The following is a 24,575-nucleotide window of genomic DNA, read 5'->3' on the forward strand; positions in this document are numbered from 1 at the left end:
AAAGTAATAATAGTTTGACACATCAATTGTTAAAAAAGTTTAAATATTTAAGAATTCCTATTTATAAGGATAAAAGACAAAATTTGCACCTTCAGGAACAATAACTAACAAACACATAAAATCCTGTGCACGCTTAAACTTTTTGATAAACGCGTCTTTCCTATCCTCTTTAATAATATTTGATTCAACAAGCTCTTCAAATGTAGAAGCGTTAATACTCCAGTTTGTTTTTAGCTCGACATGATCTAAAATCAATTCACCGACATTAACAACATGTTGGTGCGCTATAAAAATTGGATACGCAGATAAGCCCTCAGCCATAATTTCTAAAGATATCTCCTTAATCGAATCACTATAATAATCTAAATCGATCTTTAAACTCTTTAGGGGACTTGATTTTTGGCTATCATCTTCATTATTTTTCGATGCCCCAAACCACTCTTCTATTTCCATAATTATCCCTTTAATTTTAATAAAACAACATTTTCAACATGCTGTGTGTGCGGAAACATATCAACAGGTTTAATACGAATCACATCATATTTTTCAGCCAATAAAGTCAAATCACGTGCCTGAGTCGCCGCATTACAACTTACATAAACAATTTTTGGAGATTCCATTTCTAATAGTCGTGCAACAACATCGGTATGCATACCAGCACGAGGGGGATCTGTAATGACTACATCAGGTTTGCCATGTTTAGCAATAAAGCTTGCCGTTAGCACATCTTTCATATCTCCTGCATAAAATTTCGTGTTTTTCACGCCATTTATTTCCGAATTGATTTTCGCATCTTCAATTGCCGACGGCACATATTCAACACCAATAACCTCCTTAGCATATTTAGCAACAAAATTTGCAATTGTACCGGCGCCTGTATACAAATCATATACAAGTTCATCACCAGACAAGCCTGCAAAATCTCGGGTTATTTTATACAGTTCATAAGCTTGCGCAGAGTTCGTTTGATAAAATGACTTTGGTCCAACCTTAAATTTAAGACCTTCCATTTCCTCATAGATGAAATCGCGTCCATTATAAATCTCTATTTCCTGATCAAAAATCGTATCATTCTTTTTCTGATTAATAATATAAAGAAGAGAAGTTATTGACGGAAACGTATCCTTAATGAAAGACATTAATAGCTCAACTTGTCCTTCTTCTGGATAAGCGAACACCACGATCACCATCAATTCTCCAGTTGAAGAAATACGAATGATTAAATTACGTAACACGCCACTATGATCACGTAAATCATAAAATGATAGCGCATTTGCGACAGCAAATTCTCGAACACTATTACGCAAAACATTAGAAGGATCTTCTTGCAAATAGCAATGACTAACATTAAGAATCTTATCGAATCTTCCAGGAACGTGGAAACCTAGAGCATCCATATTCATATCTTCCACATTATCATCCAAAGTCGTCAACCATTTCTTATTAGAAAAAGTGTACTCCAATTTATTCCTATAATATTCCGTCTGCCCAGATGCCAATATAGGCTCCATTGAAGAAGTATCAACTTTGCCAATACGTGTGAGCGCATTTTCTACAGACTGCTGTTTAAACAACAGCTGTGCATCATAAGTCATATGTTGCCATTTGCAACCACCGCATACTCCAAAATGCTCACAAAAAGGTTCAACACGATATTCAGAAGCTTTTTTCAAGGTCTGAATACGACCTTCACCAAAGCTTTTCTTTTTCCGCATCAATTCAACATCAACCACATCACCTGGAATTGCCTTTTCAACAAACAATACCAAATCATCTGTTTTTCCAACACCCTTACCTTCTTCTGCAATATCAATAATCGCGATATCGTTGAAAACTAATCTTTCTTGTGAATTTCTTCTTCTCATATTGGCGCAAAATTACGCTTTTTTGATCAGAATTTTAATGAATAGTTGCGTGAACTAAATAAGGAAGAATTTCCTTTTGAAAAGAAATGAAATTTTTACGCACATCTGCTTCTGTAACCGCTGTAAATGCAAATGAAAATACAATGTTTTTGCTCGTCTTAATAAGGAAAGTCAGCTTCTTTTCGGAGATAGAAGCTGCAATGGTATCATTTTGAATAAAAGAACTCAGCAATAAAAATTCTAAATCATCGGAGAGCGTCTTTAAATACTCCTGCGCATTAGCAGATTCACGAATAAATTCCCAACCTACAAATTCATTACAGACTGTATAAGTAAGGCGGCTAACTTTCAAAATTGTATTTCCCAGAAAAACTGCCAAATCCTCTTCTCCGACGTTCTTTTTCAGAATATCCTTCACATTCTCTTGAATATACTCCATTAAAATAGCGTGAAGAATCAGCTCTTTACTATCAAAATATTTATAGAATGTCGCTTTTGCTATATTAGCTCTTTTTGCCAATTCATTAACGCTGGTTTTATTATAACCGTACTTACGAAATAGCTCTCGAGCAGATCTTTTGATAGATTCAATAATTTTATCTGCTTCCATAGATTTATCTTGAAAATTTAAGTACATGAACCAAACGTCGAGCAACCACAACGTTTAAAATACGATTATTCATCAATAAAATTTCATTATCAAACACATATTTATTTGCATTAATGAAAAAAGAAATCACATTATCTATACCTTTCAAAATCAATTTCTTGATTAAAAGTATAGATAATGTGATTAAATAATCTATTCGTTCTATCATTAAATGATTTCGCTTTCAAATTGAGATAAGAACCTCACATCATTTTCAGAAAACAATCGTAAATCTTTAATCTCATATTTTAAATTGGTGACACGCTCAATCCCCATACCGAAAGCAAAGCCAGAGTATTTTTTACTATCGATACCACAGTTATCTAAAACGTTTGGATCTACCATACCGCAACCTAAGATCTCTACCCAACCGGAGTATTTACACAATTGGCAACCTGCACCTTTACAAATTGTACATGAAATATCCATCTCAGCAGATGGCTCTGTAAACGGAAAGTAGGAAGGGCGGAAACGCACCTGTGTACCTTCACCATATAATTCCTGCACAAAGTGAAACAATGTCTGCTTCAAATCCGCAAAAGAAACATTCTCATCCACATACAATCCCTCCACTTGATGGAAGAAACAGTGTGCACGAGCAGAAATCGCTTCATTACGATAAACACGACCAGGCATAATAGCTCGGAAAGGTGGCTTACCAGCTTCCATTAAACGAACCTGTACCGATGAGGTATGCGTACGCAATGTAATATCATTCCCTTCTTGTTTTTTAATAAAGAAAGTATCCTGCATATCACGAGCAGGATGTTCCGGCGGAAAATTTAAGGCCGAAAAGTTATGCCAGTCATCTTCAATTTCAGGTCCCTCAGAAACGATAAAACCCAATTTCTTAAAAATCTCAACAATCTCTTTACGTACCAAAGACAGTGGATGACGGGATCCCAACTTTAAACCCTGACCAGGTAAAGTAAGATCACCTTCACTCTTTTGAGCCTGTGATTTATTCGCACCAAATTTTTCGTGAGCCTCTTGGTATGTTTTTTCAGCAAATTGTTTAAACTCGTTCAATACCATACCCAAAACACGCTTCTCTTCTACAGAAACAGTTTTAAATTCATCAAACAAACTTTTAACAATACCTTTTGAAACTAAAAATTTCAATCTGAAATTTTCTACATCAGCTGAAGAAGTTGGAGCAAATTGCTTAATTTCCTCAGTATACTGCGTTATTTTATCTTGCAACATAATTATTCAAAGATACACCAAAATATTATAAAAGATAAAGGGTTTTCGTAAGTGAAGTTCAAATTTATGTAACAAGAGCAAAAAAATAATCACAAAAAAAGAGCATCATTAAAAAAGATGCTCTTTTTCGAAATATATTCCAGCACCTAAAACGGTAACGGATCACTATCATTCTCATTCTCTGTGAAATCGACTTCAACCTCCTTATTCTCAATCTTATCTGCATGAGATTGAGCAGGGGGAGCTGTAGGAGGTTCAAAATCAGATTTCCTTCCTAATAAGGTGAAGTTCTCAGCTACAATTTCAGTAGAATAACGTCTTATACCCTCTTTATCTTCATATGAACGCGTTCTTAAGCGTCCTTCAATATAAACTAACTTTCCTTTTGTCAGATACTTTGCTGCGACATCCGCCAATCCACGCCAAAGAACAACTGTATGCCACTCCGTTTGCTCTACACGTTTTCCATCTCGATTAAAATTTTCTGATGTTGCTAATGGAAAACTAGCAACAGAGACATTATTGTCTAAATATCTAATTTCTGGATCTTTGCCTAAATGGCCTACTAGAATAACTTTGTTGACTCCTGACATAATATTTAAGGTATTTGGTTATAATTTAGCTGTTTCTAAAAAAGAAAATATGAGCTTATGTTTAGCTAATTTATCCAAATCTTTTAATAAAACATAATTCCAATTTACTTTTTTTTTCTCCAAATCCCTAGAGCTTAACACGCTATAGAAAGTCGCATAAATATTTTGATGGCTTAAAACATGTTTTTTATTCCGTTGCAACAAACTTATTGTAACTTCTGTCCCAAATAAAGCTAAAAACTCTGGATGAGCAGTTATTTCCAACCCTTCTAAAGCCTCAGAAGTTTCAATCATAGGAAATTCATACAAATTCTCCCAAACATCAGATGCGCCACGCTTAGACATTAAAATTTCATCGTCCTTTTGAATAATAAAGTAGTGAAAATAACGATTTCTGCTTTTCTTAGCTTTAATTTTCACAGGTAAATCAGCCACCATTCCATGTGTATAGGCAAAACAGTCCAATTGCAATTCACATTCACCACATAATGGAGACTTTGGCTTACAGTGTAGAGCACCAAAATCCATAATCGCTTGGTTATACAATGCCGGATAGTCTCGATCAAGATTATCCTTTGCCAATTGCATAAAGATTTTTTTACCCGCAGGAGTATTAATAGCCGTCTCTACACCAAAATAACGAGATAAAACACGAAAAACATTTCCGTCTAACACGGCTTGCGGTTCATCATTCGAAAAAGAAGAAATGGCCGCTGCAGTATACTCTCCAACTCCCGGCAGTTTAATTAATTCTACGTACGATTTAGGGAATTCACCTTGATACATATCACGCACAATTCCTGCAGCCTTATGCATATTTCGGCCACGGGAGTAATACCCAAGTCCCTGCCATAAATGCAAAATATCATCTTCAGAAGCGTTAGCAAAAGCTAAAACATCAGCATATCGATCCACAAACCGCAAGTAATAAGGCATGCCCTGCTCTACACGGGTTTGCTGTAAAATAATTTCAGACAACCATATTTTATAAGCATCCCTTGTATTTCGCCAAGGCAGATCACGCTGATGATCATGATACCATTCTATTATTTTTTTTGCAAATGACATCCTGCAAAAATGCGTTTTTTTATACCAGCTATCAAATTAATCCCCGTCAATTATTTATTCATTTCCTTTTCAAGAATCGCTTTCAGCTCATTGACTTTTTCAGGATTATTTTTTGCAATATTGATTTTTTCGCCTTTATCTGTGCGCAGATCATACAATTGATCAACCTCGTCGTTTCCAAGCTCAATATTGACTAGGCTATTTCTTTTTGCGCCCTTACCAGCCTTAATATATTTGTAATTATCCTTTAATACACTCAAAGTACCTGATGCTTTTATTAGATAAGATCTTCCTACCAGATCTTTACCCATAAAGCTTCTCCAAGTATTTTCACTATCAACAGCCTCACCTTTAGGATATTTAACATTCAAAAAAGAAGCAAAGCTGCTCAATAAATCTACCTGACAAACTAAAGCATCCGATGTAGTACCCTTTTTAATCATTTTTGGCCAGCTGATTATAAAAGGAACACGCGTCCCTGCTTCAAATGCAGAATATTTCCCACCACTATAAGGTCCAAATGGATTATGTCCATTTAACTGACTAACTGCACCGTCATCATAACCATCATCCAGCACAGGTCCATTATCACTAGAAAAAATAATAATCGTATTCTCGTATACCTTATTATCTTTTAATGTTTTAACCAGTTGTCCAACAGTATAATCCAGTTGCAGTATAGCATCTCCGCGATAACCCAATCCACTTTTACCCTTAAACATTGTCGCAGGCATACGAGGCACATGTGGTTCGGTGGCATTATAAGTAAGGAAAAAAGGCTTTTGATAATGATCTTGTATAAAACGGATCGCTTTATCTGCAAATGTTAACGTTAATTCTTCATCAACCCACTTAGCCTCTTTGCCACCTGACATCCATCCGATTCTACCTATGCCATTCACAATGGTATTATCATGACCATGATTAAGAGAATTTTTCATCTTCAGCAACTCCGGATTTTCTTTACCGGTAGGCTCACTACCTACTTTTTTGTTATAAGAAACCATTATCGGATCTGCCTTATTAACACCAAGTACATGATGATTTTCCAGAAAAACAGTTGGCACACGATCGGCAGTAGCTGGAAAGATAAAGGAATAATCATAGCCAACTTCCAAAGGACCTGGTTTGATACTCCCATTCCAGTCCTTATCCACTTGATCTCCAAGACCTAAATGCCATTTCCCAATCACAGCGGTTTGATACCCCGCATCTTTAAATACTTTGGGTAACGTTATTTTATCCTGAGGAATAATCAATTTAGCATCACCTGGTAAAATACCTGTACCTGTCTGTCTGAATGGATAATTGCCCGTCATTAGAGAATATCGAGACGGCGTACAAGTCGCTGCCGTAGCATGACCATTTGTAAATCTGATTCCTTCCGAAGCCAAAGCATCCAGATTGGGGGTATTTAATTTTGTAGCGCCATAACTTCCTAGGTCGCCATATCCCAGATCATCAACATAGATCAGAACAACATTAGGTTTCTGTTGCTGTCCCGCTACCTGAGTAACAGAGCCAACTAAAGTCAGCAGACTAATAATATAGTGGTTTACCAATTTCATTATAATTTTTTATTAAAGATAGTTAATGCATCATGATCCTCCACTTTCATGATTTCACGTTTTAATTTCTTTTTCAGATCCTTCACAATCTTTGCGGGAGCAGTAGTATAAATATTTTTCATTTCAGATGGATCTTGAGTAAGATCATATAACTCCCAAGAATTGACACGTTTATAAAAACGGATCAGTTTGTAATGTCCATCGCTCACACCAAAATGAGGTGAAACAGCATGTTCTCCATTTTCATAATAATGATAGTACAAATTTTGACGTCCCCGTTTATCTTTTCCAGTGAGCACATCAACAAATGATTGACCTTGCATCTCCTGGGGTTTCTTCACTCCTGCCAACTGCAGCAACGTTGGAGCAATATCAACATTCATAATCTGAGCGTCGGATACCGTCCCTTTGGCAATCATTTCAGGAAATTTAGCAATCATTGGAGTCCTGAAAGACTCCTCATACATAAATCGTTTATCAAACCATCCATGCTCGCCCATATAAAAACCTTGATCCGACAAATAAATAACAATTGTATTCTTCTCCAAATCATGTTCCTTCAAATAATCCAGCACGCGACCAATATTACGGTCCATAGATTCAGCAGTATTCAAATAATCAATCATATAACGACGATATTTCCATTCTGCCAAAGCTTTTCCAGAAAGTTGCTTCATATCCAATTGCTCTTTGATAGGCTTATAATAGGCCAAGTATTTGCGCCACTGATCGTCATTCATACGGGAAAAATTGCCTTCCTTCTTCATTGCCGCTACAGAGTTGTACATTTTAAGATCATATCCCATCTGCATATCCTTGTCAATTGACATTTCTTGCCCCCCGGCAGACAAACGTCCCTCATAATCATCATAAAAATTTGCAGGAAGAGGAAATTCCTTTTCATCATTTTTGCCAAAATCTTGCGGATCAGGCATCCAGGTACGATGGGTAGCCTTGTGGCCTATAACAAGACAAAATGGATTACTTTTATCTAAAGAATCCAACCAGTGAGTTGCCTTATCCGTAACAATATCAGACACATAACCGTTAACGGTCTCTCTTTGATTATTTGCGTTCACAAAAGTCGGATTAAAATAATGTCCCTGCCCCACCAACACGCTAAAATAATCAAAACCCTGAGGTTCATTACCTAAGTGCTGTTTTCCAATCCAGGCCGTTTTATAACCTACCTTTTGCAAGTCTTTAACAAACAAATCTTGACTATGATCAAAGTTTGATGTTTCATTATCCTTAAATCCGTTTTTATGACTATATTTTCCCGTTAATAAAGTAGCTCTACTCGGTCCACAGATCGAATTCGTTACATAAGCCTTGTTAAAACGGATACCTGCTGTTGCGATTCTGTCAATATTTGGCGTATGTCCCAATGTAGAACCATAGGCACCAATTGTCTGGTACGAATGATCGTCCGAAATGATAATAACAATATTTGGCTTTTGTTGAGCAAAAGCGAGCACCTTTGCTACACAGAGAACTATTAATAATGCGGTCTTCTTCATGAAATATAAAAGAATTAGTTTTGGTTGAATTTCAAATATACAGAAACGATTTAAAACGGCAATTTGAAGAAATGCTGTAACGAAAAAATCACAGCAACAAATTTTACCCATTAAAAGAATTTAGAAAATGCATAATTTCGCAGTTCATAGAAAAAACAATGAAAAGTAAACACTTTCAAACACTTATCCTGCTATTAATTTTTGTTAATTTCTCCAATGCACAGGAGAAAATGTATAAAATTCAATTTGCACTCCATATGGGCGGAGTTGCAGAGGCAGAATCTGTAGCAGATCTTTATTCCACTCGCGACTTCCTAAGAGTAGAAAATAAATTTATGGATAAAACAGTTCAGATATCTGACTTTAACAAACACAAAGCCTATACATTAGATTACGATAATGAAAACTATTATGAGGAGGAGCTTTTATCAGGAAAATTAACTGTCACTGATACTGAAGACCCCATCTCAACAGCTGATCTACAGGTTGAATTTATAACAGGAGAGTCCAAATCAATTGCAGGCTATAACTGTAACAAAGCCATCATCACACTTCCAATTGAAACAGAAGAAGGAAATCCAATTATTGAAGTCTGGTATACGAAAGCTCTCCCTAAAATGTACTGGGGAGAATATGGTTATTTAGAGAAGATCCCCGGCGCGGCATTATCCATATCAGCCTATGAAATGGGAATTCAAGCTTTTAAAGTGACAGCATCAGAAATAAATCCTTCATTATTTGAAATCCCTGCTAATTTTGAACTTATCGAAAAAGCTGAAGAACAATTCACATTTGAACCTACTCAATTAGATGAAAACAGAGTATCCTATTTTGACGAAAACACCGGATACATTGGTATCTCCGATGAGGATGGCAATCAAGTTACACCTGCTAAATATAGCATTATTCACGAATACATTGCAGGATATGCCGTAGCTGTAGATTCTAGCAATAGCTATGGTCTATTAAATCTTGAAGGCAAAGAAGTTATCCCATGTCAATATGAACACTTAGCAAGAACGGAAGATGGTCCATTATTATTTTCAAAAAATGACCAATACGGATTTATGGATACGAATGCTCGTATCCTTATTCCTGCATTATACAGCTATGCCCGTGAATTCGACAATGAGCATGCCATCGTAACAACAAAAACTGGATCAGGAGTCATTGACAGAACTGGAAAGATAATCATTCCTACTGAATTTGAACTCATTCACGAATTTCAAAATGGAACAGCTGTTATATCAGAAGAAGAACTATATTACCTAGTTGACCATCAGGAGAAAAAACTTAGTGCAGCTTTCGAATTTATAACAAACGGTGGGGAGAATCTCTGGCTTTGTATGCAGAACGAAAAATATGGATTCATTGATTTAAAAGGCAAACCTGTCACGCCCATTAAATATCAGTACGCAGCTCCGTTCGATTCTGGGTTATCTTTAGTCTCAGAAAATGGAGAAGATTTTTTTTATATCGACCATAAAGGAAAATTCGTCCAAAAGATGGAAACAGAGTAATAATAATAAAATGAGGCAATTACTTGTCTCATTTTTGTTTTAGCTCAGGTTTCTGTTTCTTTGCATTAAAAATATAACATGGAAAAATTGAGCTTTAAGATTGCAACATTACACCGGGGCAGATATATGTTGCTCATGATGCTATTTGTCCTAGCTCTTGTTTACATCGTATCGAGACTGCCTTTATCCGAAGTAGTAAAAATAATGGGCTCCTTATTTTCATTGCCTCTTGTCTTGTATATAGCCGTAAAATGCTCAAGAAAACCAACAGTTTGGACTATTGACAATGAATCTCTAACAATAGAAGATCCCACTTCTCATAAAATCATACCGCTCAATACCATAGACTATGTGCGTAATTTAAGACGATCGGGAGGCAATCTTATCATCATTAAATTAAAAACCGGAGCGCACGTCAGAGCTTGGAGAAATAAGTTATTCGAATCGGAAGATGATCTCAAGAATCTCTGTCAATCACTAAAAGACAGTAAAATAGAATATTACGACATGTAACAAATAGGTAAAAAGAGAAAGATTGTAACTAAAGATACAATCTTTCTCTTTTTTCTTCCTTTACTTTGTGTCACATTAGGATTGATTATTATGTATGAAATTATTCAAAAACCATGGCCATGGTATATATCAGGTCCATTGATTGCCCTTATCATGTTTTTATTACTAAAACAGGGCAAAGATTTTGGGATGTCCAATAATTTAAGAACAATGTGTTCAATAGCAGGGGCAGGTAAAACAAGCTCTTTTTTCAGGTTTGACTGGAAATCACAGATTTGGAATCTCTTAGTAGTACTAGGCACTATAATCGGGGGATTCATAGCGCATTTCTATCTTAGTGATGGGAGCACACCTGATATTAACAGCAAAAGTGTCCTTGACCTTCAATCGTTAGGTATTATAGAAAATCTACAAGGATATATGCCCGACCGCCTGTTTCTATTTGATGGCTCACTTTTTCAATTTTTACTCTTAAGCATTGGTGGCTTATTAATCGGTTTTGGTACCCGTTATGCTGGAGGATGCTCGTCAGGACATGCCATCTCCGGATTGAGCAACTTTCAATTGCCCTCATTGATTGCCGTTATCGGTTTTTTTATTGGCGGGATCATCATGGTTCAATTTATATTCCCACTTATTTTCTAAATCCTTATGAAACAGTTAAAATTTATATTAATTGGAATACTCTTTGGTATCATCATGTATAAGTCAGAGGCCGCTTCCTGGTACCGCATATATGAAATGTTCCAATTCAGATCATTTCACATGTACGGAATAATTGGTACAGCTTTAACCACAGCAATTATAATCGTACAAATAATCAAACGTAAGAATATCAAAGATACGAGTGGCCAAGATATTCAATTCATAGATAAAAACAGGAGTATCACACGCTACCTTCTTGGAGGAACAATCTTTGGGTTAGGCTGGGCGCTCACCGGCGCATGTCCCGGACCAATGTTTACACTCCTAGGAGCAGGATATTGGACGATGGGAATTGTACTGGTATTTGCACTCCTGGGAACGTGGTTATATGGCCTTTTAAGAAATAAGTTACCTCATTAAACACTAACAAATGATCACAGTTCAACAAGCATTTTCTGGAATTTTTGAGAAAGAATTGATCGTAGAAATCGAACAAGTTGCTATCATCAAAAAATTTAAAGCCGGCGAAGTAATCATAGACATTGGTCAATATATTAAATTTATGCCACTTCTATTAGATGGCGTCATCAAGATTATTCGAGAAGACAAAAAAGAAGGTGAACTGTTATTATACTTTTTAGAAAAAGGAGATACTTGCTCCATGTCTATAGTTTGTTGTATTGGGGCAAAAAAAAGTGAAATCAGAGCAATTGCTGATACCGACACTACAGTTGCTATGATACCCAATCAATATCTAGATGGCTGGATGGGTCATTATAAATCCTGGAGAAATTTTATTCTGGAGAGTTACTCCAATCGACTCAATGAGATGCTAACAACCGTTGACAACATCGCTTTTTCGCAAATGGACGTTAGGATCATGAACTACTTAAAAGAAAAAGCAACAATCATTCAATCACAAGACATTGGTATTACACACCAAGTAATTGCCAATGACCTCAATACATCTCGTGTAGTGGTATCGCGCATATTAAAATCATTAGAAAACCAAGGGAGGATTCTATTGCAAAGAAATAATATCCGGCTACTTTAATGAATAAAATAAAACACTCAAAGGTAACTTATGTTACCTTTTATGATTTAATAAGGCCATACCTTTGAAAAAAAAAGGAATAATATGATGGATTTCTCACTCATTCTCGGATACACATTAGCAATAGCTGTAGGTCTCACAATGGGTATTCTGGGCAGTGGCGGTAGTATTTTAACACTACCTATATTTGTTTACTTATTTCATATAGAGCCCATCCAGGCAGTTGATTATTCTTTATTTACTATTAGCATCATATCACTAATAGGTTCCATTGGGCACGTGTACAAAAAAGAAATCGATTTTAAAACAACAACATTATTTATTCTTCCATCGCTGCTAGCGGTGTACATTACGAAACAATATATACTTCCAAATATTCCCAATAGTATCCCTATCAATCAGAGTACTATCTCGAAAGATCAGATTATTATGAGTTTCTTTTCAGTACTGATTTTAGTCTCGGCATTTGTAATGCTTAAAAGAAATAATAATAATTATGGAAGAGTACGCAATACTATAGCTCATTTAATAACCATCGGATCTATCACTGGATTATTAACTGGATTGGTGGGGGCCGGAGGAGGATTTATCATCGTACCCGCACTCGTATTATTAATGAAAATTAACATTAAACAAGCTTCGGCGGCATCCCTATTCATTATTACCATTAACGCCACATTCGGTCTACTCAGCAATTTCAAACACTTAGATCAAATCAATTGGACAATATTAATTATCTTTACAGGAATCACACTGATTGGATTGATGATTGGATTTCAATTGAAAACGAAATTAAAGCCAGAAAATTTAAAAGTAGTATTTGGATACTTTCTTGGAGCAATAGGCATTGCCATAGCAGGTACCGAAATCAGTCAGTTTATAAATTTATAAAGAAATAAATTATGTTTTTCCAACACATTTTCGAATCATCATTAGCACATGCAAGTTACCTTATTGGCTGTCAAGCCAAAGGCGTAGCAATTGTGATAGATCCTAAAAGAGATGTAGACACATACCTATCAATTGCAGAAAAAAACAATTTAAAAATAACTCATATTGCAGAAACCCACATTCATGCCGACTATCTTTCGGGATCATTAGATTTAGCATCGCTAACAGGAGCTCAACTCTATCTATCTGATGAAGGAGGGCCAGAGTGGCAGTATGATTTTGATCATATCGGGTTAAAGCATCAAGATGAAATAAAATTAGGGAATCTTATTTTCAAAGTACTACATACACCAGGACATACGCCTGAAAGTATCAGTTTCCTATTAACCGATACTCCAGCAACGAGCGAACCCGTCATGTTATTTACAGGAGATTTTGTCTTCGTTGGCGATGTGGGGCGTCCAGATCTATTAGAAAATGCGGCAGGACTTATTGGCACAAAAGAAATTGGAGCACATCAAATGTTCGAATCCTTGAAAATATTTGCTAACCTTCCCGAATTCGTCCAAGTATGGCCTGCACATGGAGCAGGATCAGCGTGTGGAAAAGCTTTAGGCGCAGTCCCAAGTACAACTGTCGGATATGAAAAAGTAAGAAACTGGGCATTACAATTTGGAAATAATGAAGTGGGATTTGTAGAAGAACTGTTAAGTGGGCAGCCAGAACCACCAAAGTATTTTGCAATGATGAAAAAACTCAACAAAATTAAGCGTCCATTATTAACATCCGTACCCAATTACAAAGAATTAGAGACGAATGAATTTGTATCGCATTATCAAAATAATGTAACAGTTATTGATACACGCCATAAAATAGAGTTTGCAAAAGGATTTATCCCAAATAGCATTAACATTCAAAATAACAAAGCATTCAGCAATTGGGCTGGCTGGATATTAGATTATAATAACCCTTTTATACTCATTGTTTCAAAAGACCAATTAGAAGACGTTACACGAAAACTAATGCGCATAGGTATTGATCAGGCGATTGGTTTTATCACTCCCGAAACAATAACGACACTTGGCTTACCTCTTGAAAAGCAGAAAATTATTGATTTCGAAGAAATGAATAATGCTTTAAATAATCCTAATGCACAAATTCTAGATGTTCGCAATGAGAATGAATTTAAAACTGCACATCTTCCAAATGCAACACATTTATTCGTGGGAACGTTAACCGAAAATCTTCATAAAATTGACACCAACAAAGAACTTTATTTACACTGTCAGTCAGGAGATCGTGCTACTATAGCCACTTCACTCCTTTATAGAGCAGGGATAAAAAAGATTAAAAATTATAGTGGTTCCATGAAAGATTGGAAAGAAAAGAATGGCCAGCTTATTAAATAGAAAAAGCGGATTAATCCGCTTTTTCTATTTTTAAAGACTACGTTCAGGAATCTTGAAGTATGTGAGGACATTCGTCTTATTATCAACAATATCGCCCTTTTTATTTGTGCCCAATTTATGATTAACCACTGAAATATATTGATAATTATCAGCGTCAGATTCATAAATCGTGACAGTTGCAAACGTAGCACCCAAATCATCACTTTGAAGATACGTTTGTAGGCTTGTAAAATCTTTTTTTTGCAAATTCTGTTCGAGTATCTGCTTATCTTGGATATAAGCAATTTGTTTTTCCAGTTCCCTTTTTCTCATCCATTCATTACCCCTCTCAGAAAAAGGTTCAGTTGTCTTACCCGAAAAGGCTAATACCATAGGATAGATAATAATGGTAGCCGCCTCAATACCCCATAAAATCCACAAAGGCCAGCCACTCACAACATTTTTCTGTAGAGAAAAAGTTCCAACTGCATTTAATTCTTGAATCCCGCTAAAGGTATCCGTTGGGTGAAATAGAAAGTATAAAAAACCATCCAAATTAAAGGAAGACTTCACCCATATATCACCTCCCATTGTACCTTCCGCATTAAACATCAAAGAAACAAATAAGCACCATTGCGCATAACAGGCAACCAAAGTACAGATCAAAGTAAGCAAAAGTGCAATCATCCTGTTCCTAACTTTTCCTATCTTTAGAAGAACATCAATGACATAAAATAAACCATATGCTAATCCAAATGTGATTAAAAAATTGAAATACACAAGTGGTATAAACCATTGCAAAGCAATATAAACAATTGCTAAAATAACAGAAGCACATAATCCAGCAACAATAGCAAATAGGACTCCCCCAATCGGAGCTTTTCCTGAAGATTTATAATAGGTTTCCTCCATATAAATTTGATTAGATATATATCTAAAATAACAATTGAAAGATGTAAAAACAACCCTTTATCAAACAAATATTACAAAACAGCACTTCTTTAAGTTCCACAAATTCCTAATCATTTTTGTAAATTTGGACCATGAATTTGAAATACCTCTACACATTAATCGTAGGATTGTTCGTCTTTCAGACAGCAACAGCACAACGAAAAGGCTATTGGCAACAGACCGTAGATTATAAAATGAACATTGATGTGAATGAGAAGACATATCAATATGACGGAAATATGCAATTGAAATACAGTAATAATTCAGGACAATCACTCAAAAAAGTGTATTTCCACCTGTATTTCAACGCCTTTCAACCAGGATCAATGATGGACAACAGACTGGCAAACATTGCCGATCCAGACAAAAGAATGACCACCAATCTTGGAACAAAAGATAAACCCAAATACCAGAGCCGTATTGCTACATTAACAGCAAAACAAATTGGTTATCAAAAAATAAAATCATTAACGATGAATGGTAACAACACCAATTTCAAAGTTGATGGTACCATTTTAGAAGTGACCCTTCCTAATGAAATTGAAGACGGCGAAACCGCAATATTTGAGATGAACTGGGAAGCCCAAGTCCCTGAACAAATCAGAAGATCGGGACGCAATTCTAAAGAAGGAGTCGCCTTATCCATGGCGCAATGGTATCCTAAAATGGCACATTTTGATGAATTTGGATGGCACTTAGATGAGTATATTGGACGCGAATTTATCGCCCCATTTGGAGACTTTGATATCACCATCAATATCAACAAAAATTATATTCTAGGCGCATCCGGTGTTTTACAAAACCCTACAGAAGTAAAAGGCTATGTTGGAAAACCAAGGATTAAAGCAAAAGATAATAAAGTCCAATGGCACTATGTTGCTAAAAACATCCATGACTTTGTTTGGGCTGCAGATCCAAAATTTGTTGTTGACTCCGCGAAGAGCAACCAAGGAGTGCATGTTTATACAGTATATATTCCAGAAAGCGATTCTGTCAAAACAAATTGGAAAACAGCACTTGGATTAGCAACAGAGTTTTTTGATTTCAATTCTAAGACATTTGGAGCTTACCCTTGGCCAAATTATACCATTATCCAAGGAGGAGATGGAGGAATGGAATATGGAACTGCAACGTTGGTTACAGGTGGCCGTAATTTAAAAAGCCTAGTTGGTGTCATCTTCCACGAAGCAGCCCACTCGTGGTACCAGCACTTATTTGGCATTAATGAAACCGTAGACGAATGGTTTGACGAAGGTTTCACTTCTTATGTAGAAGAACTTGCCATGCAAAATCTATTTGAAAAACGTGGAGCCATTGAAGCTAACCCATCAATAGAAGCTTATCGTGCATATTACAAACTAGCTTTATCAGGAAAAGAAGAACCTGCAAGCCTACTTGCCGATTATTACAACACCAACTATGCATACAGTAATGAAGCTTACAACAAAGGCCAGGTACTAGCAGTACAGTTGGGTTATATTATCGGTAAAGATAACTTGGACAAAACATTTTTAGAATTCTATAAACAATGGAAATTCAAACATCCAACACCGAATGATTTTAAAAGAATTGCAGAAAATATATCAGGAATCAATCTGAAATGGTACTTCAACCTCTTTATAAACACAACTCGTAAGATTGATTATGCAATCAAAACGGTTACCGATAAAGAAATTATCTTACAGAACAAATCCGACTTTGCAATGCCTATTGATCTATTAGTAACCTATGAAGATGGCACAAAAGAACTTTTCTATATCCCATTACGTGAAATGAGAGGCGAAAAGCCATCGGAAAACTTCAAGATATACGAAGGTATTAAAAGAACAACATTGGAAGACTGGAACTGGACACAGCCATCCTATGAGATCAATTTAACAAAAAAACCAGCAAAAGTAATCATTGATCCATCGCTACGCTTAGCAGATATTGAATCCAACGACAATATCTGGGAAAAGAAATAACATAAAAATAAGAGGCCGGTTAATAAACCGGCCTCTTATTTTTATGTTAATCTTCCCGACTTCCATCATCAGCCATGCGCACAATCTTCGGAGAGAAACTCGCGATAATATCTACCAGATCTTCTTGCGCAGCCATCACCTCGTGAATATTTTTATAAGCCATTGGTGCTTCATCCAATCCGGCACCGATTAAAGTGATACCATTATCCGACAACATGGATTTTAGATCTTTACGGGCTATGGTTTTTATAGCTTTCGTACGACTCATCAAACGTCCAGCACCATGAGAAGCCGAATGAATTGCCTCCTCTTTTCCTTTCCCTCGTACTAAGAAACCTGGAGTGGCCATCGATCCAGGAATAATACCCAGCACCCCTTTCGCGGCAGGAGTTGCTCCCTTCCGATGTACAATCACCTCCTCGCCTTGGTGTAACTCCTTCCATGCAAAATTATGATGATTTTCGATCATCGCCAATCGCTCTGCACCTAATGCCCTACCGATTTTCTCATGTATTACCTCGTGGCAAGCCGAAGCATAATCACCAGCAAGATTCATCGCTAACCAATACTCTTGCCCTTCCGCAGTATCTAAACTCATATAAGCCAAATTCTGAGCTTCATAAGGTAAAGAACAAAGCTTTTTAGCCAATTTAGTATAATGATCGGCAATAGTTGCGCCCAATCCCCTAGATCCCGAGTGCGTCAATAAAGCCACATATCGACCTTTCTCAATACCAAGTGTACGATCTGTTTCTTTAAACTCCATGACCCCAAATTCAACAAAGTGATTTCCCCCACCAGAAGAGCCTAACTGCGTCCAAGCCTTATCCTTTAATTGACGAATAAAATCATTCGCTTCAAAAGCTTTATTCGCTAATACAGCGTGGTCAACACGTTCATGTTTTAAATAACCATGTCCAGCACCAAATTTGGTATTATCCATAATCACTTTCTTATATAAATCATGATGCAGATAAAGATGCTCTTCGGGTACATCAAAAATTGACAATGCCATTCGACAACCGATATCAACACCCACACCATAAGGAATGACAGCATGATGAGTAGCCAATACCCCACCAATTGGCAAACCATATCCTTGATGCGCATCGGGCATTAATGCTCCTGCAACTGCAACAGGAAGCTTCATCGCTAGATCCATCTGGCGCAATGCCCCCTCTTCAATCTGTGACTCACCATAAATAGTGTATTGTTGTTTCCCCTCCTTTAAAGAAATCGTAGCTTTAGCTACTTCATCAACATTTAAAAGTGCTGACGCTAGCGACTTGAATAGCCCATCCTCCAAATAGCTATCCGGAGTGGCCAATACTTCTGCAAACTTCAACAACATCTCTTCACGGGTAAACCCTAATCTCTTTTTATTAATTTTCAATGCTTCACCTAAAGCAAAATTCTCTTCATAGCCTAAAGCAATTAAGTCATTGCCATTTATTCTTTTATTTTCCATCATGATCTTACTCAAATCCATTGTACTGAAACCATTGCTTACAGATTGACAATCTTTCACATCGGTTATTCATTTCTCTTAAGCAAGGAACAGCACCTCTTTACCGCTGTCCCCTGCACCTCTTTATTTATACCTCCGTTTTACGCTAAAATAAAACGATAACTCTATCATTTCACAAACAGCTGCTTCAGCTGATCCACAATCTGACCATTACCCGAAACCGAAATATTGTTTATTTTTTCTGCAATCTTCTCCACATATTCCATCTCTTTCAATTTAAACAACATCGCGTTATCTTCCATTAATTTCGCTGTATTCAACAAGCTTCTTGTAGAAGCAGTTTCTTCACGCCGCGTGATGATATTGGCTTGAGCTTTTTTTTCCGCGACCAGTACCTGATTCATTATCTCTCGGATATCGCCTGGCAAGATGATATCTTTAACACCGGCATGAAATACCTTGACACCCAGCAATTCAACCTGTGAAGCAGTCTCCTCTAGCACATGTGCGTTGATTGCAGATTTATTGTCCATCAGTTCATCCAAAGTCATTCGACCTATATAAGAACGTAATGCCAATTGCATCAACATATACAACTGCTTCTCAAAATCTTTGTTTTCAAGCATTGCTTTCAGTACATCCACAACTTGGTACTGTATCGAAAAATTAATCCTAATCTGCGCCTTGTCTTTAGTCAAAATCTCTTGACCAGCAATATCCATAGTCGTCAATCGTATATCTACTTTTGAAATACTGATGGATGTCGCATTTTTCCACCAGTAATATGTACCCGCTTCCAATATCTTTGAAAATGCTCCATTAAGAAATAGTAAACCTTTTTCCGAAGGCTCCAACTTAAACTGCCGTACGTAGTAAGCCAGCGTCTGCTTCTCCAACAGTTGCTTATGTACTGTCGTTCCTATTTCTATATCAGTAATATCCTCCTTTTGAAAATGATAGGTTAATAAACCCTTCCAGAAAACATGCCTGCCCGCTGCTAGTACCTGCTTATAGTTGTTGTTAACAAAAACCAGACAGATCTCATTATCGGAAACTTCCACCAATTCCACATGCTCCGAAAAACCTGCAAGCTGCATCAATACATCGACATCCAAGCTACCTGGAAAAGGCTTCGACAAATCATATAATTCCAGTTTTTCACCAAAACCTAGCCAGTATTTTCCAGCAGGCACTACGCGGATATAACGATTTTTTTTAACAACTAATCCCAATTGATTGATATCTATACTTACTCTTTTCATTTCTAATTTTATTTTTTATTATACTCTTCCCCAACACAAAACACTGTGTTTTATCAGAATATACTATTGTTCTAACATTTTCTCGCGATCAAAAAGATCATCCTATTATTTATAAACGCTTCGATTCCTGTTTATTGAATATGACCGGAATATAAAAGTGGGCTAAAAGAAAAATAAAATGATGACAGCTTATCCCTAAATAAAATACAGCCCATTCCTGTATTACTTTTAAGTATTCCACTATCCTCAACCCTATTGTTGCCTTTAGAACCTATTTTATACTACAAAGACCCCATTCAATTGTCTGCCCTTTTCACAAAAAGAGAAAACCAAACGAGAGACGAAGCGCTTATTAAGTGGAAACTTTTTTAAAGAAAGTTTAAACTTGAACATGGAACTTTCGTTCCTCCAACCGATGGACACACTTTTGAGATGTGCGTGGGATTCGAACCCACCTTTTTGTTGTACTCTACCCCCTGAGTTACTCCGTTCGAGACGGAGGTAGGATTCGAACCTACGACCCCAACATGAGACAATAGTAGTTTTTTAAGTCAGCATATTATTTTCAACTGAAATAATACTACCCTGCTATACAGAAACAGGAGACGAGGACTTTAAAATAATCCACTATGTCATACACCTTTTCAGGTATATATCTTAAAAGCTATTCGCTTAATTTCTCAAAGAACTATTTGTCTTGATCGACATTACAAATGTGCACACCTAATCACGCAACCTTACTGCGTAGCAAAAAATACTTTTAAAAAACAATACAAAAAATACATATATAACTGAAAATCAAATTTATAAATTTGAATATATATAAAAAAAATCTTAACAAAAAACTTCATGCGCAAATACATTGCGCAGTAAAAATGAATTTTGTACATTTAACTTTGTAAAATTTCATCAAAAAGAAGATGTCCACCAATAAACTTGCATTAATACGCTACAAAACCATAGACAGTTGTTTATGTCAACGTCATCGCAAATGGACGTTAGAAGATCTCATTGAAAAAGTATCCAATGCCCTTTACGAACTGGAAGGTATCCATAATGGGATAAGTAAAAGAACGATTCAAGGAGACATACAGCTTATGCGTAGCAATAAGTTAGGATATAATGCTCCAATCATTGTGACAGATCGGAAATTTTACAGCTATAGTGATCCAAAATATAGCATCAGTAATTCACCCATCACCTCCTTAGATATGAAGAAGATGAAAGAAGCCGTGGATTTACTCAAGCATCTTAATGGATTTTCTTATTTTGACGAGATGAGTGATATGATCTTACGTTTAGAAAATACACTCATTAAATCCGTAGGAATTCAAAAACCTGTCGTGCAAATGGAAAGTAATAAGCTACTGAAAGGTTTGAACTGGATCAGTACCTTACATCATGCCATCCTCGAAGAAATACCTTTACTTATCACCTACAAATCATTTAAGTCGCTTGCACCAACGCAAGATGTTTATTACCCATACCTTTTAAAAGAATACCGAAATAGGTGGTTTTTAATCTGTAAACCAAAAAAAGGAAAATTATTACTCAACCTTGCCCTTGATCGTATTGTAGATATTGATGAAATGGCAAAAAATGGTTTCATAGCCTATGATGGAATTGATTTCGATCGTTACTTTGCCGATACAATCGGCGTAACAAAAAGCCACAAAGACCGAGGGCAAAAAGTAATTTTAAAAATTGACAGTTTCAATGCTCCTTATGTAGAGACCAAACCATTACACAGCTCTCAACAGATCATCGATAAAAATAATGATGGTAGTATCATGATTCGTCTTGATGTCGTTTTAAACTTTGAACTGGAACGAGAAATATTGGGCTTTGGCGAGAATATAGAGGTTATTGCTCCCCGTAATCTACGCGATCGGATCAAAAGAAGAGTTCATAAAAACATGCAACAGTATACCAAAGAAATAGAATAAATCCATTTAAATATGGATTTTCCTTTACCTTTGCCTTCATATAAAACGTACCCATGATCTACTTTCACATTCCATTCTGTAAGCAAGCCTGTCATTACTGTGACTTTCACTTCAGCACGTCACTGAAATATAAAGACGAAATGCTCAGCATGCTATACAAGGAAGTGGAACTTAGAGCTGATTATCTGGAATACAAAAATATTCAGTCCATTTACTTTGGCGGTGGCACCCCCTCTATACTAGAAGCGGAAGATATCTCCAGACTGATTGACAAAGTATCGCAGCATTTCGAGATTGACACCAATGTTGAGATTACCTTAGAAGCTAATCCCGACGATCTTAAGCGAGAAAAAGTAGCGAAACTGCGGCAAACAGAAATCAATCGTTTTAGTATCGGCATTCAATCATTTTTTGAAGAAGATCTAAGATGGATGAACCGGGCACACAATCAAGAAGAAGCCGAATCCTGTATTATGCGGGTTCAAGATGCTGGATTCGAAAATATAACCTGTGACCTGATCTATGGCTTTCCATTATTAACCGATGAAAAGTGGAAAATGAATATGCAAAAGCTACTGGATTTTCAGATTCCACATATCTCATCCTACTCGATGACTGTAGAAAAGAAAACAGCGCTCGATCATATGATCAAAACAGGAAAAGCAACAGCAATAGATAGCGATCAAGCGGCTGATCAAATGTTGATGCTGATTGATCGATTAACAACTGCAGGATTTGAACAATATGAAATTTCCAATTTTGCTAAAAATGGGATGTATGCAAAGCATAATACGAACTATTGGAAAGGAAAGCATTATTTAGGTATAGGTCCATCTGCACATTCATTTAATGGTACATCACGTTCATGGAATATCGCGAATAATGCCAAATATATACACGATATCTCCCAAGGAGTACTTCCTTTGGAAACTGAAGAATTATCAGCCTTAGATCGTATCAATGAATATACGATGACCTCACTAAGGACGATGTGGGGTATTAATCTCACAATAGTGGAAGATAAATTCGGAGCAGAGGTCAAAAAACAATTATTGAACAATGCTGAAGAGTTCATCTACAACAAGCAGTTAACTCAAGTGGAAAATCAACTGACCCTTACAGATACAGGAAAACTCATGGCCGATCACATTATGTCAGAACTGTTTATTGTAGACTAGATGATCAAAGTTCGATCATATTTCTCATAATCACCTTACTTCAATAATTTAGAAGAATAAAGATATTTCATAATAATTGCAGTAGCACCAGCATGCTGCTGCACAAAACATTTTGCTTGTTTCCCGGAATATTCTCTTTTTACACTATCCTGCAGACATGTAAACACTTTATACAGTTCTTCCCGATTTTGAATTGAAAACCCAGCGCCTTGCTCAATCAGATCTTTAGCCTCTTGAAATTTATGATATTTAGGACCAAATATAACGGGAATACCATAAGTAGCAGCCTCTAATGTATTATGAATACCAATTCCAAAGCCTCCGCCGATATAACTCATCTTTCCATAACCATATAGCGACGACAACATGCCAATATTATCAATAATCAACACTTGAGCATGTGCTACTCTTTCATCAGCATACGAAACATATTTAGAGAATTGTAAAGCATCAGGAAATAACGCTAAAATTGCCCTTATATGAGTATCATGAATTTCATGTGGAGCCAATATCAGCTTCCACTTCGGAAATTCCAACATTAAATCTTTTAATAACTGCTCATCTTCTTGCCAAGTACTACCCGCAACCAAAACTGGATATTCTGCGACAAATTGCGTAACCTCATCGATCTGTTTTCTCTGCTTAGGCAATTCAACTACACGATCAAATCGCGTATCCCCTGTTAACCCAACATTTCTAAATCCATGCTCTTTCAATAAATGAACACTTTCTTCATTCTGCATGAAAAAATAAGTCACAGCACTCAATATCTCTCGAAAAAAACCGCCATAAGGCTGGAAGAAAATTTGATCAGGCCTGAAAATGGCAGAAATCATCAATAATGGTATCTGTCTATTTTTCAGCTCAGAAAAATAATGATACCAATACTCATATTTTGTAAAAACTACAAACTCAGGATTAATCAGATCAATAAACAGTTTTGCATTTTTTGCTATATCCTCAGGTAAATAAAAAACGTAATCTGCTAAATTTGTATTTTTACGAACTTCATATCCCGAGGGAGAATAAAAAGTAATAACAATTTTTTTTAAGGGGAAATCTTTTTTTATCCCTTCCAAAACAGCCCTTCCCTGCTCAAATTCACCCAAAGAAGCAAAATGAAACCAGATGTGATTTTGACCCGTTTCAACCGTTTGATTCATGCGTGCATACCAGTCCCTACGCCCCTCTACCCAAAGCTTTGCTTTCGGATGAAAAGGCGCTATTAAGCGTAATAAAAGCCCATAAAGATGGATTCCTAAAGAATAAAGAAGACGCATGTTCGTAAAATAATACTTATATTCGTCAAAGATATTAAACCCTTTT

Annotated in this window: 22 protein-coding genes; 10 read left to right on the plus strand and 12 right to left on the minus strand. The window is 36.3% G+C overall.

Going from position 1 to position 24,575, the window contains the following annotated elements; all coding sequences use genetic code 11:
* Nucleotides 1-57: 57 nt before the first annotated feature.
* The 8 genes from ACFS6I_RS03675 to ACFS6I_RS03710 form a co-directional block, all read right to left on the minus strand.
* Entirely contained in the window at nt 58-453 is a 396-nt protein-coding gene (locus ACFS6I_RS03675) for a hypothetical protein (RefSeq protein ID WP_021192201.1), read from the minus strand.
* A gap of 2 nt (nt 454-455) precedes the next feature.
* Nucleotides 456-1,865 (minus strand): 23S rRNA (uracil(1939)-C(5))-methyltransferase RlmD, encoded by a 1,410-nt coding sequence (gene rlmD / locus ACFS6I_RS03680; protein ID WP_380918258.1) that lies wholly within the window; start codon nt 1,863-1,865, stop codon nt 456-458.
* A gap of 34 nt (nt 1,866-1,899) precedes the next feature.
* On the minus strand, nt 1,900-2,475 hold the full coding sequence (locus ACFS6I_RS03685) for a TetR/AcrR family transcriptional regulator (RefSeq protein ID WP_031289705.1): 576 nt from the start codon (nt 2,473-2,475) through the stop codon (nt 1,900-1,902).
* Between the two features lie 207 nt (nt 2,476-2,682).
* Nucleotides 2,683-3,720 carry a phenylalanine--tRNA ligase subunit alpha gene (gene pheS, locus ACFS6I_RS03690; protein ID WP_132771591.1) on the minus strand — a complete coding sequence of 346 codons (1,038 nt, stop codon included), beginning with the start codon at nt 3,718-3,720 and terminating at the stop codon, nt 2,683-2,685.
* A gap of 146 nt (nt 3,721-3,866) precedes the next feature.
* Nucleotides 3,867-4,313, minus strand: a complete 447-nt coding sequence (locus ACFS6I_RS03695; RefSeq protein WP_021192203.1) for a single-stranded DNA-binding protein — start codon at nt 4,311-4,313, stop codon at nt 3,867-3,869.
* An 18-nt stretch (nt 4,314-4,331) separates the two neighbouring features.
* On the minus strand, nt 4,332-5,381 hold the full coding sequence (gene mutY / locus ACFS6I_RS03700) for an A/G-specific adenine glycosylase (protein WP_380918261.1): 1,050 nt from the start codon (nt 5,379-5,381) through the stop codon (nt 4,332-4,334).
* 50 nt (nt 5,382-5,431) lie between these two features.
* On the minus strand, nt 5,432-6,949 hold the full coding sequence (locus ACFS6I_RS03705) for a sulfatase family protein (RefSeq protein WP_380918263.1): 1,518 nt from the start codon (nt 6,947-6,949) through the stop codon (nt 5,432-5,434).
* Nucleotides 6,949-8,469, minus strand: coding sequence for a sulfatase family protein (locus ACFS6I_RS03710; protein WP_132843518.1), 1,521 nt, complete (start codon nt 8,467-8,469; stop codon nt 6,949-6,951). Before ACFS6I_RS03710 ends, ACFS6I_RS03705 begins: the two co-directional genes overlap by 1 nt.
* 158 nt (nt 8,470-8,627) lie before the next feature.
* Here ACFS6I_RS03710 and ACFS6I_RS03715 point away from each other — a divergent pair, with 158 nt between their 5' ends.
* The 7 genes from ACFS6I_RS03715 to ACFS6I_RS03745 all read left to right on the plus strand — a co-directional run bounded on the left by ACFS6I_RS03715 (nt 8,628) and on the right by ACFS6I_RS03745 (nt 14,501).
* Complete coding sequence (locus tag ACFS6I_RS03715) at nt 8,628-9,989, plus strand: WG repeat-containing protein (RefSeq protein WP_380918265.1); 1,362 nt, start codon at nt 8,628-8,630, stop codon at nt 9,987-9,989.
* A gap of 78 nt (nt 9,990-10,067) precedes the next feature.
* Nucleotides 10,068-10,502 (plus strand): hypothetical protein, encoded by a 435-nt coding sequence (locus tag ACFS6I_RS03720; RefSeq protein WP_315399964.1) that lies wholly within the window; start codon nt 10,068-10,070, stop codon nt 10,500-10,502.
* A 90-nt stretch (nt 10,503-10,592) separates the two neighbouring features.
* Entirely contained in the window at nt 10,593-11,147 is a 555-nt protein-coding gene (locus ACFS6I_RS03725; protein ID WP_021192209.1) for a YeeE/YedE family protein, read from the plus strand.
* Between the two features lie 6 nt (nt 11,148-11,153).
* Nucleotides 11,154-11,567: a DUF6691 family protein gene (locus ACFS6I_RS03730; protein ID WP_021192210.1), complete on the plus strand. Its 414-nt coding sequence runs from the start codon at nt 11,154-11,156 to the stop codon at nt 11,565-11,567.
* 10 nt (nt 11,568-11,577) lie between these two features.
* Nucleotides 11,578-12,201: a Crp/Fnr family transcriptional regulator gene (locus tag ACFS6I_RS03735; RefSeq protein WP_380918268.1), complete on the plus strand. Its 624-nt coding sequence runs from the start codon at nt 11,578-11,580 to the stop codon at nt 12,199-12,201.
* Between the two features lie 84 nt (nt 12,202-12,285).
* Nucleotides 12,286-13,092 (plus strand): sulfite exporter TauE/SafE family protein, encoded by an 807-nt coding sequence (locus ACFS6I_RS03740; RefSeq protein ID WP_380918270.1) that lies wholly within the window; start codon nt 12,286-12,288, stop codon nt 13,090-13,092.
* Nucleotides 13,093-13,103: 11 nt separating this feature from the next.
* Entirely contained in the window at nt 13,104-14,501 is a 1,398-nt protein-coding gene (locus ACFS6I_RS03745; RefSeq protein WP_380918272.1) for an MBL fold metallo-hydrolase, read from the plus strand.
* 30 nt (nt 14,502-14,531) lie between these two features.
* On the opposite strand, the gene ACFS6I_RS03750 is transcribed toward ACFS6I_RS03745, so the two are convergent.
* Complete coding sequence (locus tag ACFS6I_RS03750; protein ID WP_183916313.1) at nt 14,532-15,392, minus strand: hypothetical protein; 861 nt, start codon at nt 15,390-15,392, stop codon at nt 14,532-14,534.
* Nucleotides 15,393-15,523: 131 nt separating this feature from the next.
* Here ACFS6I_RS03750 and ACFS6I_RS03755 point away from each other — a divergent pair, with 131 nt between their 5' ends.
* Nucleotides 15,524-17,395: a M1 family metallopeptidase gene (locus ACFS6I_RS03755; protein ID WP_208700475.1), complete on the plus strand. Its 1,872-nt coding sequence runs from the start codon at nt 15,524-15,526 to the stop codon at nt 17,393-17,395.
* A gap of 46 nt (nt 17,396-17,441) precedes the next feature.
* Here ACFS6I_RS03755 and ACFS6I_RS03760 read toward each other — a convergent pair whose 3' ends face one another.
* Entirely contained in the window at nt 17,442-18,863 is a 1,422-nt protein-coding gene (locus ACFS6I_RS03760) for an RtcB family protein (RefSeq protein ID WP_197086419.1), read from the minus strand.
* A 167-nt stretch (nt 18,864-19,030) separates the two neighbouring features.
* Entirely contained in the window at nt 19,031-20,125 is a 1,095-nt protein-coding gene (locus tag ACFS6I_RS03765) for a slipin family protein (RefSeq protein ID WP_021187999.1), read from the minus strand.
* 920 nt (nt 20,126-21,045) lie between these two features.
* Between ACFS6I_RS03765 and ACFS6I_RS03770 the strand changes: the two genes are divergently transcribed.
* Nucleotides 21,046-22,071 (plus strand): helix-turn-helix transcriptional regulator, encoded by a 1,026-nt coding sequence (locus tag ACFS6I_RS03770; RefSeq protein ID WP_132771601.1) that lies wholly within the window; start codon nt 21,046-21,048, stop codon nt 22,069-22,071.
* A 53-nt stretch (nt 22,072-22,124) separates the two neighbouring features.
* Nucleotides 22,125-23,249 (plus strand): radical SAM family heme chaperone HemW, encoded by a 1,125-nt coding sequence (hemW, locus tag ACFS6I_RS03775; protein ID WP_208700478.1) that lies wholly within the window; start codon nt 22,125-22,127, stop codon nt 23,247-23,249.
* Between the two features lie 35 nt (nt 23,250-23,284).
* Here hemW and ACFS6I_RS03780 read toward each other — a convergent pair whose 3' ends face one another.
* Entirely contained in the window at nt 23,285-24,529 is a 1,245-nt protein-coding gene (locus ACFS6I_RS03780; protein ID WP_208700480.1) for a 3-deoxy-D-manno-octulosonic acid transferase, read from the minus strand.
* Nucleotides 24,530-24,575 lie beyond the last annotated feature (46 nt).

This window comes from Sphingobacterium anhuiense (assembly GCF_042686355.1).
Classification (GTDB): Bacteria; Bacteroidota; Bacteroidia; order Sphingobacteriales; family Sphingobacteriaceae; genus Sphingobacterium; species Sphingobacterium anhuiense.

Coding starts and splice junctions, on each gene's coding strand:
- ACFS6I_RS03675 (WP_021192201.1), bottom strand. CDS start 453: ATGGAAATAGAAGAGTGGTTTGGGGCATCGAAAAATAATGAAGATGAT.
- rlmD (WP_380918258.1), bottom strand. CDS start 1,865: ATGAGAAGAAGAAATTCACAAGAAAGATTAGTTTTCAACGATATCGCG.
- ACFS6I_RS03685 (WP_031289705.1), bottom strand. CDS start 2,475: ATGGAAGCAGATAAAATTATTGAATCTATCAAAAGATCTGCTCGAGAG.
- pheS (WP_132771591.1), bottom strand. CDS start 3,720: ATGTTGCAAGATAAAATAACGCAGTATACTGAGGAAATTAAGCAATTT.
- ACFS6I_RS03695 (WP_021192203.1), bottom strand. CDS start 4,313: ATGTCAGGAGTCAACAAAGTTATTCTAGTAGGCCATTTAGGCAAAGAT.
- mutY (WP_380918261.1), bottom strand. CDS start 5,381: ATGTCATTTGCAAAAAAAATAATAGAATGGTATCATGATCATCAGCGT.
- ACFS6I_RS03705 (WP_380918263.1), bottom strand. CDS start 6,949: ATGAAATTGGTAAACCACTATATTATTAGTCTGCTGACTTTAGTTGGC.
- ACFS6I_RS03710 (WP_132843518.1), bottom strand. CDS start 8,469: ATGAAGAAGACCGCATTATTAATAGTTCTCTGTGTAGCAAAGGTGCTC.
- ACFS6I_RS03715 (WP_380918265.1), top strand. CDS start 8,628: ATGAAAAGTAAACACTTTCAAACACTTATCCTGCTATTAATTTTTGTT.
- ACFS6I_RS03720 (WP_315399964.1), top strand. CDS start 10,068: ATGGAAAAATTGAGCTTTAAGATTGCAACATTACACCGGGGCAGATAT.
- ACFS6I_RS03725 (WP_021192209.1), top strand. CDS start 10,593: ATGTATGAAATTATTCAAAAACCATGGCCATGGTATATATCAGGTCCA.
- ACFS6I_RS03730 (WP_021192210.1), top strand. CDS start 11,154: ATGAAACAGTTAAAATTTATATTAATTGGAATACTCTTTGGTATCATC.
- ACFS6I_RS03735 (WP_380918268.1), top strand. CDS start 11,578: ATGATCACAGTTCAACAAGCATTTTCTGGAATTTTTGAGAAAGAATTG.
- ACFS6I_RS03740 (WP_380918270.1), top strand. CDS start 12,286: ATGATGGATTTCTCACTCATTCTCGGATACACATTAGCAATAGCTGTA.
- ACFS6I_RS03745 (WP_380918272.1), top strand. CDS start 13,104: ATGTTTTTCCAACACATTTTCGAATCATCATTAGCACATGCAAGTTAC.
- ACFS6I_RS03750 (WP_183916313.1), bottom strand. CDS start 15,392: ATGGAGGAAACCTATTATAAATCTTCAGGAAAAGCTCCGATTGGGGGA.
- ACFS6I_RS03755 (WP_208700475.1), top strand. CDS start 15,524: ATGAATTTGAAATACCTCTACACATTAATCGTAGGATTGTTCGTCTTT.
- ACFS6I_RS03760 (WP_197086419.1), bottom strand. CDS start 18,863: ATGGAAAATAAAAGAATAAATGGCAATGACTTAATTGCTTTAGGCTAT.
- ACFS6I_RS03765 (WP_021187999.1), bottom strand. CDS start 20,125: ATGAAAAGAGTAAGTATAGATATCAATCAATTGGGATTAGTTGTTAAA.
- ACFS6I_RS03770 (WP_132771601.1), top strand. CDS start 21,046: ATGTCCACCAATAAACTTGCATTAATACGCTACAAAACCATAGACAGT.
- hemW (WP_208700478.1), top strand. CDS start 22,125: ATGATCTACTTTCACATTCCATTCTGTAAGCAAGCCTGTCATTACTGT.
- ACFS6I_RS03780 (WP_208700480.1), bottom strand. CDS start 24,529: ATGCGTCTTCTTTATTCTTTAGGAATCCATCTTTATGGGCTTTTATTA.